Origin of the sequence: Chitinophaga sancti, assembly GCF_034424315.1 — a bacterium.
Lineage (GTDB): Bacteria > Bacteroidota > Bacteroidia > Chitinophagales > Chitinophagaceae > Chitinophaga > Chitinophaga sancti.
Map to the genome: position 1 here is coordinate 4,251,854 of NZ_CP139972.1, position 12,605 is coordinate 4,264,458.

A 12,605-nucleotide genomic window follows, 5' to 3' on the forward strand; every position below is an offset into this window, starting at 1 on the left:
TAAGCGTTAAAACCAATACACCTCAATTAAAATGTGGCATTCACCCCAAATTGCAGCATCCATGTCGCCGGTGCATCTATCCCAATCAAATTCACATCCTCCGGATCTATCCCCTTCCACTTCTGCCTGTAAGGCGCAATGATCAAAGGCTGCTTCACATCCACCGAAAACCGCACCGACTCCATCTGCCACCTGTCCATCAACTTCTTCGGCAACGAATACCCCAGGCCAATATTCCTGATCTTAAAATAAGACCCGTCAAAATAACTCAGCGTATTGTAGTTATTCGGCCGCTCCTGGTTAGAGTTCGGACGGGGAAACGCATTCGAAGGATGCGATGGCGTAAAGTATTCCACATCCAGATTATTATACCTTCCAAACAAGGTATTATACGTCGCATAAAAATCACTCTTAATCATACTACCCATACGCGCAAACGCTACCACCGAAAAATCAAATCCCTTGTAACTAAAACGCTGCGTCATGCCTCCCGACCACTTAGGCTGTGATGATCCTAAGATCACCCTATCCTTATCCGTGATCGCCTTATCACCATTCACATCCGCTAACTGTATCTCTCCCTGATGCTGCTTATACACCTGCGCCGCTTCCTCGGTTTGCCAGATCCCCACTTTCTTATAATCATAATACACATAAGTAGGTTGCCCCACAAACCATCCATTGCCCACATCCTGTGTCTTACCTTCTCCCAGGGCTAATATCTTCTCACGGTTAACAAAGAAGTTCACATCCATCGTCCAGCTAAACCCACTCTTCGTTTCAATATTCACAGTAGAAAGCCCTATTTCAATTCCCTTATTCTGCGTTACCCCCGTATTCTCTAACACATAATCAAACCCATTACTATAGGGCAAAAATTTCTGCAACAACAGATCCGTCGTCTTCTGCTTATACACATCTACCGTACCACTGATCCTTCCTTTCAGCACACTGAAGTCAAGACCAATATTCGTTGAGGTCGTCGTTTCCCATGTCAGATTAGGATTACGCAATAAGATAGGAGAATATCCCAGCGTACCCTTATTGTTAAATGCATAAGTCGTTCTACCCAGCAAACCCTGCGTAGCATAAGGCGGAATACCTGTATTCCCAATCTTGCCATAACTTGCACGCAATTTCAGGTTATCAAAGAATCCCGTTCCCTGCATAAAACGCTCCTTCGTGATATTCCACCCCAAAGCCACAGAAGGGAAATATCCCCACTTATGCCCCGGAGCAAAACGTGATGAACCATCTGCACGAACAGTCAGGGTAACAAGGTACCTGTCATCATATCCATAATTCACACGACCCATATAGGACAAGATCGTCCATGTTCCCAGGCTACTTCCAATTCCCGTTACATTCGCAGCCTGCCCTAAACCATAATACTCCTGCCACTCCACCGGGATACCTCTTACCGAAGCAGAGGAACTATCCTCCCGCTGGCGTTGCACACTATACAATGCCGTCACACCTAAATTATGTTTCTCATGAAAAGTCTTATTGTAGGTCAACAGGTTCTCTATCGTATAAGCCCACACGAACTGGCTCTGTTTTGTAGCAGTCGCATCGCCTCCCCCTATGAGCAGGTCAGTACTATTCTTCCCCAAAAACAATCCATAGTTATTCTGCTGCAGATCTGTTCCTACATTCAGGCGATATTTCAAACCATCGAGAATGGCCACTTCGCCATACAGACTATTGAAGAACCGAAGATGATATAAATTCTCTACCCTATTCCCGGGTACATAATTCAATAAAGCATTGGGTTGCTGGTTATCACCGGTTGGGTAGGTAATAAGATGTCCATTGGCATCATAAGGATCTGCGATTGGTAACATTTTCAATGCATCTCCCATTCCATTATAACTACTGCCTTTGCGCGTACTGTAAGCAGCAGACATCGATGTACCCACTGTAATGCGCTTACCTATTTCCTGGTCCACCGCTACATGCAGGTTATAGCGCTCATAACTCTGCAATTTCAACACACCCTGGTCTTTAAAATATCCCCCCGTTACCGAATACCTGGTCTTATCCGTTCCTCCACTTACACCAAGCGAGTGCCTTGTTTGCCATCCCGAACTAATCAACAGATCCTGCCAATCCGTATTCACACCTCTCTTAATATTAGCCAGCTCCGTCGTATTAAAAATCTTAGCATCAGCAGCAGCTGGGTTATTATCATCATAAGTGCCAGTGGTACGATACGCCTCCCGCTTCATTTCAATATACTGCTGACTATCCATCATATCCGTACGACCCAGGGCATGCACATAGCCATATATACCACTATAACTTACCACGGGTCTGCTGGCACTCTTCCCTTTTCGCGAGGTGATCAGCACCACCCCATTTGCACCACGCGAACCATAAATAGCAGTGGCCGAGGCATCTTTCAATATATCCATCGAACTGATGTCCGAGGGATTGATATCATTCATCGCACCCGCAAACGGAATTCCATCTACCACATACAAAGGATCATTCCCTGCAGAAAGCGATCGGGTACCTCTCACACGTACCCTGGGTTCATCACCCGGCTTCGCACTATTATTAATAACATCAATACCCGGTGTCCTCCCCTGCAATGCCTGCTGTGCATTGGTAACCGGCACTTCCATAATTGCCTTGCTGCTGATAGAAGCAATAGAACCTGTTACATCCTTCTTCTTCTGTTGTCCATACCCTACTACGACCACCTCTTCCAGTTTCTTGTTGTCTTCGGCCAACTTCACATCAAGCGTAGTCCTGTTATTAACGGGAATTTCCTGTTGCAAATACCCAATAAACGAAATGACGATAGTAGCGCCGGGCGAGACTTTCAACTTATAAGCACCCATCGCATCAGTAACAGTACCTGTCGATTTTCCTTTTACGGCTACCGTAGCCCCAATAACAGGATTACCATCCGGTGATGTCACCCTTCCCGATAGATTAACAAGCTGTTGCGCGCGAATAAGGGTTCCCAGCAATAGTAGATACAGGAGTATCACCCCCGTTTTCGATAACGTGTTTTTCATTACGTAGAATTTTAGAGTAACAGAATAGTCAATAGTCGATCGTCACTCATGCTGATCATTCTAAGCCAGGCACAGACCATTCCCCACCGCTTCCTAAGGAATCAGTTTTCATGGGCAACGTGCTTAGCAGAATGAAAAATGAGTCACAACTTCTTTAGTTTATTTCGAGTCTATACAATGGCCCTCCTTTTCCGGCAGTTAACGACTTGAGCTTTAATTATTCTTTTGGTTTTTCTTACAATTCCGGCTCGGGGCAATACAAGTTAAGTAGATTCGTTATAAATTGCAAACGATTGCATAAATTTAGAGAGAAGTTAGTAGTCCTTGATTAAAAAGGATTTCTACCGCTCATCACATAAATGGTGCAATCGGTTGAATAAATGAGTGTTATTATTTATTTTTAAAACTAGTTTTGGTTCATTGTTATGAAAAACACGTTACTGGTCTGTATTGTCCTGTTCCTCAGCGTTTGGGCAACAGCACAAAAGAAAGCTCAATGGCAATCCCTCTACAATGGTAAGGACCTCACAGGATGGAAAGAAGTAAATGGGACAGCTACCTATGAGGCTAAAAAAAATGAAATCGTGGGCACATCCGTCACGGGAAGCCCAAATTCCTTTCTCGCTACCGAAAAAGACTACGGTGATTTTATTTTAGAGCTGGAACTCAAGCTTGATGCGGAAATGAACTATGGTATTCAATTCCGTAGCGAAAGCAAAGCTGACTATAACAATGGTCGGGTACATGGTTATCAGATGGAAGTAGATCCCAGCGACAGAGCATGGAGCGGTGGCATTTATGATGAAGCACGTCGTGGATGGCTCTATCCATTAGATCTGAATCCAGCTGCGCAAAAGGCGTTCAAAAAGAAAGACTGGAACAAATACAGAATTGAGTGCAGAGGATCGGAGATCAGAACATGGATCAATGGCGTTGCTTGTGCACATGTGATCGACGACATGACCCTGAAAGGCTTCATCGCCCTACAGGTGCATCAGATCTACAAACCTGAAGATGCAGGCAAACAGATCCATTGGCGCAATATCCGTATTTTAGAAAACCCGGAAGCTTCACAATATTCTCCTTACGATAATGTTTATGTGGTGAATAATGTACCGAACTCAGTCTCTCCACAAGAGCAGAAAAACGGGTATTCATTAATATGGGATGGTAAAACATCCACAGGCTGGAGAAGAGTGAATAAACAAAACTTCCCCACCACCGGTTGGACTATTCAGGATGGTTTACTTACCATCCACCAGTCTACAGGTGATGAAGAAGGTTCAGGTGGTGACATCATCACTGACAAACAATACGGTGCTTTCGACCTGGAGTTCGATTTCAAACTGACAGAAGGTGCTAACAGCGGTGTGAAATACTTTGTAAAAGAAGACTATGACACCAAAGGAAAATCAGCCATAGGACTGGAATTCCAGGTACTGGACGATGAACGTCACCCCGATGCCAAGCTTGGCCGCGATGGAGACAGAACCCTCTCTTCATTATACGACCTCATCCCCAGGAAGAAAGATGTTAACCAAAATGCATTTAGAAAAATCGGTGAATGGAACCATGGCCGCGTCATTGTATATCCAAATAATCATGTGGAACATTGGCTGAATGGCATAAAGATGGTGGAGTATGAAAGAGGGTCAAAAGAATTTAAAGACCTCGTAGCGATTTCTAAATACAAAAATTGGAATAACTTTGGTCTTTGGCCAGAAGGACACATCTTACTCCAGGATCATGGAAACACTGTGTCATTCCGTAGCATAAAAATCAAAAATTTAAAATAGGTTAACAAGTTGATTTTGATTATTAACCTAATTTTGCAGCGGGTATTAAAGCCGAAGCCGTCCGTTGAATGAAAATTTCTAGTGAAACAAGGCTGAAACTTAAACGATTGAGTTTACAGCAATCATTTGAAAATGAGGAGAGTTGAGCTGATAAATACCTGATATTAATACGTTTTCATTGTTCACTGTTCTATATAAAACATTCCGATTCTTCGGAGTGTTTTTTTATTTTTAGCCCGTACACATCAACAAAATCTAAAGACACATGCTGTTTAAAAAACACTATCTCCTGCTGCCCTCGTTCCTGCTGGCAGTAGCTTGTGGTCAGCCTGGCAGGAAAACCGGTAATGGAGCCGATTCTCTACACCACCTCGTCCAGCAATATTACGATGACAGAATGGAATTGTTTCCGATGGAAGCAACTATGAATGGAGAACATCAGTATGATAGTCTCCTGCAAATAGACATCAGCGAACATTTCCGTCATCGCCTCGATAGCTTTTACACCAGCTACGAAACCGCGCTCAATAGTGTAGATACTGCAGGCCTTACACCCAATGACCTGATCAGTTATCTCATGTTGCAACGCGATCTTTCCTTAAGTAAGGAGCGACTGAAATTCCCTGATCACTACATGCCTTTTGATCAGTTCAGCGGCCTCACCTTAATGTTGCCTTTATTTGGTTCCGGTGCCAGCGCACAACCATTCAAAACGAATGATGACTATCGCCACTTCATGGCACGTATGAAATCCTTCTCTGAATGGGCTGACACTGCTATCGCCAATATGCGCAAAGGCATCGATGCAGGTGTGGTCTTACCTAAAACACTGGTAGTAAAAATCCTTCCTCAACTGGCAGACATCGCTAAGAAAGATACTGGCAACGTATTTTACGCTCCGTTGAAAACCCTGAAGGATACAGCACTGGCAGCTGAGTATAGAGCAAGTATCGAGCAGTACATACTCCCCTCCTATGCACGTCTGCATGACTTCATTGAAAAGGAATACCTGCCCAAAGCCCGTAGCACCAGCGGTTATGGTGCATTACCAAACGGTAAGGACTGGTATGCCCTCTACAGCAAATACTGGACAACAACAAACCTGAGTCCTGATGAAATCTTTGCAATCGGTGAAAAAGAAGTAGCCCGTATCAAAGGTGAAATGGAAAAGGTGATGACAGAAACAGGCTGGAAAGGTGACCTGCCATCATTCTTCACTTATATCAGAACAGATAAGAAGTTCAAAATCTTCTCCTCCCCCAAACAAATCCTGGATAGTTTTGCTGCTATCAAAGACAGGATAATGCCAAAGGTAAAAGAGATGTATGGCCACCTGCCTAAAACACCTTTTGAAATCAGGCAGACCGAAGCATTCCGCGCAGCCTCTGCAAGCGCAGAATACATGCAGGGAGCAGCTGATGGGTCAAGACCTGGTATCTTCTACGTGCCTATTCTGAATGCCAAAGAATTTGGTTACACAGGTATGCAATGCCTGTTTCTACACGAAGCAATACCCGGTCACCACTTCCAGATCTCCATCCAACAGGAGAACGATTCGTTGCCTAAATTCCGCAGATTTAACTGGATTGGCGCATATGGGGAAGGTTATGCACTTTATTGCGAAAGCCTTGGAAAAGAATTAGGAATATATACAGATCCTTACATGTACTTCGGCAGATTAAGCGATGAAATTCACCGTGCTATCAGACTCGTTGTGGACGTAGGTTTACATTACAAAGGTTGGACCCGTGAACAGGCTATCAGGTATATGCTTGATTATGAACCAACCAGTGAGCAGGAAGCCACCGCGGAAATTGAGCGCTATATGGCCTTGCCGGCACAGGCTTTGTCCTATAAAATTGGCGAAATGAAAATCCGCGAACTGAGGAACAAGTATACCGCTGAGTTGGGAAATAAATTTAACATCAAAGATTTCCACGATGAATTGTTGAAAGATGGCTGCGTACCATTAGATGTGTTGGAAGAAAAGATGGCAAGGAAATTCAAATAACACCATATTACCTTTTGCAGAGTGCAATCACCCTGCAAAAGGTAAATATTAAAATTAAATCTATACGCCCCAATTACTGCACAGCTTCCTGATAATCTGGATTTAACAATAAAAATATGTGCCCGCTTTGAGAAAAGATACTTAAATTTATAGTGGGAATTTTATTATTTCAGGGAACATGAACCATTAAGGTTTTAGGAACGTTGCCATATCACACAGAGACTCATCTATAACGAAAGCTATCCATTCAACGAGCCTTTTACCATTTTACATTTTTAAGATTTTCGCCTTATAAATTCACTGAGAGAAAGGAATTTTTTAACTTTTAAGCTGCCAGTATTATGTTTGACATGACCCTTAATTACTGCCTTGCTTTCCCTGCCGTAGTGAGGGAAGAGAAGTGGGATGATGATGTACGGTTTTCCGTAGGTGAAAAACTTTTTTGCATGATCTCAAAGACTTCACCACATCAGATTGCCCTGAAATGCAGGCTGGAGGATTTCCACCGCCTCATTTCCCAACCGGGTATCGTTCCGGCCCCTTATCTGGCCAGGTACCACTGGGTACAGATCAAACAATTGGATACATTACCTGTACCGCAATTACAGTCTTTATTACAGAATGCCTATGACCTGGTGGTAAATTCATTACCTCCGGAAGAAAGGGCGCAGATATTGCGGGAGCAAAGGGTATAGTACCCCTGGATTTTTTGTGGTAGGAAGGTTTGCGCCTGACGCTGGCAGCGTTGAGGAACTCCTGTATACTCCTGAAAATATTAAAAGCTTTTACCCATGCAGGTAAAAGCTTTTTTATTTGGTGGGTGGCCTGTGGCCGACATTTAAGAGAAGACGGTGTATATGATGTCATATAAACCAAATACTATCAGCGTACACGCAAATACTTTTTCAAGTAAAGGTGTCTTCATCTTCACAGCAGTTTTCGCCCCTAAATAAGATGATGGGATCGCTGTCACTGAAAGTAATAATGCAATATTCCAGTCGATATGCCCCAGGTACCAGTGCGCGATTGCCCCGGGAATAGAAAGTATAGCAGATAATACAATTGAACATGCCAATGCCTGCTTGATTGGCATCCTTAAACGCTTGATGAAGAAGCTGCTGAATAATACACCTCCCGCATTCGCTAACAAACCAGATAATAAACCAATACCGGTAGCAGCCAGGATCATTAATCCCTTGTGGAAATGCTGATCAGCTTCTACCTCCACATTCTTCTTCTTTAAGAAGGAAATCAACAATGTCGTACCTATGCTCATTATAAACAAGGCCGTACAGATCATCAGCGTTTCCCCTTTTAAGTAATGACTGAAAAAAGCGCCTACAACAGTTGCCGGTACACCAAATAATGCACCTAATCCAATCACACGTTTATCGAAAAGCTTTTCTTTACTATATACCGCAGTGGCAGAAATTGTACTCGTAATAGAAGCAGGTAATGGGGAAGCCAGGGCAAAAAATGGATTTACACCGGCAAAGATCTGTAGCGCTGGCGTACTCACTGCACTACCTCCCTTGCCCAGTAAACCGGAAAGATAACCCACGATCAATCCGATGGATAATATTACCCAATAATTAGTCTGTTGAAATAACGCAATCATATACAGGTTAGACACACTCCTGCCGGCTGGCAGGTCGTCGGTTGGTTTTGATGAATTTCCCTTTTTAGCAAATAAGTGTCGCGAACAAGCCAAAAGTACAGTGTTGGCGCAGGTTCAACAAAATTATCCGGGGTTCAGGCCATTACTAAAAGTTATGGGATATAACTTTATGTTATAATTCTGACAGTCGTGGCTTTAAGTGGGATATAGCCTACCAAGTCTAGGAAATATAGGCAGTCAGGGGATTTGGTAGGCAAATCCCCTGACTGCCATTTCTTATCTGAAAACAAGCCTTATTACAATTGAGAAATCAAATTACTTTATTGCATCGTTTTCCAGATCACATCGTAAATATCCACCGCTTCTACCGGCCTCGGCTCCTCTCCCTTTGCTGTGATCAATACCGGGTGATACTGACTATCTTCTGAAATCCGGCCATGAGAACCTTTTATTAAGGTCGCATCCAGCGGAATCACATTCATCAGGTAGCGGAAACCTAATTTCTTCTTCAGGAGCTTAAAACCTGCCTTCAATTTGATCAATGGATCAGCAGGATTCATAAACATCTCTACCGGATCATAACCCGGCTTACGATGTATATCCACCAGTCTCGCAAAGTCAGGCGCCTTTGCATCATCCAGCCAGTAATAATAAGTAAACCAGCTATTGGTATCTGCTACCAATACTAACTCACCACTTCTTGCATGATGCATATGATGTTTACGCTTGCCCTCACGATCCAGTACCAGCTGAATACCCGCTGTGTTTTCCACAATCGCTCTCACCTTTTTATATACAGACGGATCGTTCACATACACATGCGCTATCTGGTGATCTGCTACTACAAAAGCTTTTGAAGCCCCTGCATCCAGCAGTTCCAAACCACGTTCCTCTCTCACCGCGATCAAACCCTCCTGCCGGAAAGTACGATTCAGGTGAATAGGGTTATTCACATTCGTAATACCATATTCTGAAAGAATGATCACACGGGTATCCTTCTTTTCATAATGCGTGACCAGTTGTTTTACCACTTCATCTATCTCATGCAGTTCCTTACTGATGCGTGACAGATCCTGCCCGAATTTCTGTAAACAATAATCCAAATGAGGCAGATAGATCAAGGTCAAAGTAGGATCATACAAATCATCCGTCATCACAGATGCATCGGCAATCCACTGTGTTGATTTGATGTTCGCACCCGGCCCCCAGAACTGAAACAAGGGGAAAGTGCCTAACTCTTTTTGCAGATGATCACGCAGTGATGATGGATGTGCATAACAATCCGGTGCCTTACGGCCATCAGATAAATACTGTGGACGAGGTGTCACAGAATAATCTGCGCTGGAATACATGTTATACCACCAAAACATTTTGGATACCGTAAAGGAAGGATCTATCTTCCTGGCCCGCTCCCATATCTTTGGTGCTTCTACCAGCTTGTTTGATTGCTTCCAGAATTTCACTTCACAATCCTGACGGTCATACCAGCCATTACCAACAATGCCATGCTCCGCAGGCCATTGTCCGGTGACATAAGTACTCTGAACCGCTGTGGTGACTGCAGGCACCATAGGTTTAATTGTGCGCAACTGGTGCTGCTGTACATACGCCTTCAAAAAAGGGGTATGCTCTCCAATCAGAGAGGAGGAGAGTCCTACGACATCAATAACAACTGTCTTTTTCATGATCGTTGAGCCATTCTTAGGATATAATTCGTGCTCAAATCTATACTTCCTTTTTCTGAATTCCAAGCTGTTGCATTACCCAGCCCACTTCACGCGAAACGGATTGATCCATAGGAAGTTTTAACTCAGCAGGCAGTACACCCCAGGTATAGGTTTCTACCTCCATGTGCTGCGTGAATAACTGTTCCCTTTGTAATTGCAGTACATCACGAATATCAGACTGTGTACTAAATAAGCGTTCGTAGTGTTCTAAAAATACAGGAACATGGAAATGTGAACGCCACTCTACCACCTCCTTGTTATTCACATCCTCCAGTGCCTGTGGCAGATCCGGATAATGCATAAAACCACCCTTGGCTTTCCTGGCAATTACCTGGTGTAGGTAAGTCGGTTCATTGAATGCACTGAATGCCTGTGCCACCGCATTTCTCTCCGCAATATCTTCCGGCATAGCGGCTTTGAGAGCTGCACTGATCTGCAGCTTGCCTACTTTCAATCCATACTCCTCCAACCTGCCTAATACAAAAGAAGGAGATTCATATACTAACGCGAAATGGCATACGTCATAACACAACTGAATATGCCTTTTAATAGCAGCACCAGCTTCTTTTTCTGTCATATCAAACTGATCCAGCAGATAGTTGATACCTAATGGCATCAGGTAGGCAAAATACCAGTCAATGTACTCCTGCATATTCTCCATCAATCCATCCGGCTCAGGCTCAATATCCAGGTGCATAACTGGACCACCTGCACGATGTATACGTACTAACTGCCCTAATACCTGGAGCATATTCAAAGTAGCATCTTCCATAGCAGCTTCCAGGTCATCATGCCACAATTTGTACGACAACGGAGCAGTAGAGATTCCTCCTTCCATACCTGCCGGCAACAAAGCAGCCAGAATGCGGAATAGCCGTGAGGTGTACTCCACACGCTCAGCAGTGGTCCAGTCAGGTGCATGTACCTGGTCCTTTACCACAGTATGATGAAAGCCTCCGTAAGGGAAACCATTCATCGTAAATACATAACAATTCTGCTCTTCCAACCAATGTTTGAAAGCAAGCAGGTTCGTTTCTTTTGACAACTCTAAACTGGCTGTATTTGCAAGACGCAAACCAATACCAAAAGCTCGATCAGGTGAAACAGCAGATTTAATAGCTGGAATATATCGTTGCAACTGCGCGAAATGATCTGGCCAGGTTTCACCTGGGTGGATATTCGTGCAATAGGAAAGATGACCTGTAATTGTTTGCATGAAATTAGGTTTTTAAGAAAGCGAGCGGGCTGTTTCCACAGCCTTATCTAAGAGCGTCAGATCCATTGTATGAACTTCTGCTGCCACCCCGATTCCCTTTAATAAACATATGGTCAGTCTGCCACCAAGATGCTCTCTGAACTCTTCCAGTCCTTTGATGACAGGTGATGGCACACCATCTTTATTCTCCATCAATGGGTGGTATACCGGCAATTGTAATTGCTGCAATAACTTTACTATCCGCAAAGCTGCTGCCTGATCCATCCAACCTAGCAGTGAAGCATATATACTATCTACTGCCATACCGATAGACACCGCTTCGCCATGACGCAGATCGAAATTTGACAACTGCTCCAGTTTATGGGCGCTCCAATGCCCAAAATCCAAAGGTCTTGAAGACCCGCTTTCAAACGGATCGCCGGCACCACCTATGTGTGCCATGTGCAAAGCTGCACAACGATATACCAGTTCCTGCATAAGCGGAAGATCCCCATTTGCAAGCGGCGCAGCGTTTGCTTCCAGCCATTCAAAGAAAGGCGCATCTTTGATCAATGCCACCTTAACTGCTTCTGCAATACCTGCACGCCAGTCCTTCGGATCTAAAGTAGTCAGCAGGTGTGCATCATTGAATACCGCTGCTGGTGGTGCAAAACTGCCCAGGAAGTTTTTCTTCCCTTTGTAGTTGACCCCATTCTTAACACCTACACCAGAATCATTCTGTGATAATACGGTGCTAGGTATACGAATATGACGTACACCTCTGTGAGATACTGCTGCTGCAAAACCTACCAGGTCCAGCACAGCACCACCACCCATACCGATTACAAATGAATGGCGATCGATGGAATACTGATCAATGGCATCTACAAGGCTGTAAAAAAGCGGCATATCGTTTTTCACAGCTTCGCCACCAGGAATGACCAGGATCTCGCCAGCAAGTTCAAAACCATTCACAGCTTCGCAATAATGTCTGATTTGTGCGGGAAGGTTTGGATGATGTTTAATCAATCCTTCATCAGCAATTACTAATAAGCGCTTGCTGAGATTGTTCGCGGCCTGGCTTTCCAGGTAGTTTTTAAGCAGTGGGTTCCCTGAGTCGAAGAGGTGGGTTGTAAAGAATACTTCGTAGGAGTATGGTACACTGAATGTCTGTTGAATAACGTGCATAGCTATGATTGAATGCTCATCAAATAATTAAAGCCGTTTTAAAA

Annotated in this window: 8 protein-coding genes; 3 read left to right on the plus strand and 5 right to left on the minus strand. The window is 43.9% G+C overall.

The features are described from left to right. Positions 1-26 precede the first annotated feature (26 nt). Positions 27-3,026, minus strand: coding sequence for a SusC/RagA family TonB-linked outer membrane protein (locus tag U0033_RS16280; RefSeq protein WP_072359515.1), 3,000 nt, complete (start codon positions 3,024-3,026; stop codon positions 27-29). Between the two features lie 425 nt (positions 3,027-3,451). On the opposite strand from U0033_RS16280, the gene U0033_RS16285 reads away from it, so the two are divergent. From U0033_RS16285 to U0033_RS16295, 3 genes are all read left to right on the plus strand, one after another. After that, a complete protein-coding gene (locus U0033_RS16285) occupies positions 3,452-4,822 on the plus strand; it encodes a 3-keto-disaccharide hydrolase (protein WP_072359517.1) in 1,371 nt (456 codons plus the stop codon). Between the two features lie 265 nt (positions 4,823-5,087). Further along, the gene (locus tag U0033_RS16290) at positions 5,088-6,833 is read left to right on the plus strand and encodes a DUF885 domain-containing protein (protein WP_072359518.1); all 1,746 of its coding nucleotides are present in this window, start codon (positions 5,088-5,090) and stop codon (positions 6,831-6,833) included. Positions 6,834-7,183: 350 nt separating this feature from the next. Continuing rightward, positions 7,184-7,528 (plus strand): MmcQ/YjbR family DNA-binding protein, encoded by a 345-nt coding sequence (locus U0033_RS16295; RefSeq protein WP_177318583.1) that lies wholly within the window; start codon positions 7,184-7,186, stop codon positions 7,526-7,528. A 143-nt stretch (positions 7,529-7,671) separates the two neighbouring features. On the opposite strand, the gene U0033_RS16300 is transcribed toward U0033_RS16295, so the two are convergent. The 4 genes from U0033_RS16300 to U0033_RS16315 all read right to left on the minus strand — a co-directional run bounded on the left by U0033_RS16300 (position 7,672) and on the right by U0033_RS16315 (position 12,561). Continuing rightward, the gene (locus U0033_RS16300) at positions 7,672-8,451 is read right to left on the minus strand and encodes a sulfite exporter TauE/SafE family protein (protein WP_072359678.1); all 780 of its coding nucleotides are present in this window, start codon (positions 8,449-8,451) and stop codon (positions 7,672-7,674) included. 320 nt (positions 8,452-8,771) lie between these two features. Further along, positions 8,772-10,136, minus strand: coding sequence for an alkaline phosphatase family protein (locus U0033_RS16305; protein WP_072359522.1), 1,365 nt, complete (start codon positions 10,134-10,136; stop codon positions 8,772-8,774). A 40-nt stretch (positions 10,137-10,176) separates the two neighbouring features. Beyond that, on the minus strand, positions 10,177-11,394 hold the full coding sequence (gene eboE, locus U0033_RS16310) for a metabolite traffic protein EboE (protein WP_072359525.1): 1,218 nt from the start codon (positions 11,392-11,394) through the stop codon (positions 10,177-10,179). A gap of 12 nt (positions 11,395-11,406) precedes the next feature. After that, a complete protein-coding gene (locus U0033_RS16315; RefSeq protein WP_072359527.1) occupies positions 11,407-12,561 on the minus strand; it encodes a 3-dehydroquinate synthase in 1,155 nt (384 codons plus the stop codon). Positions 12,562-12,605 lie beyond the last annotated feature (44 nt).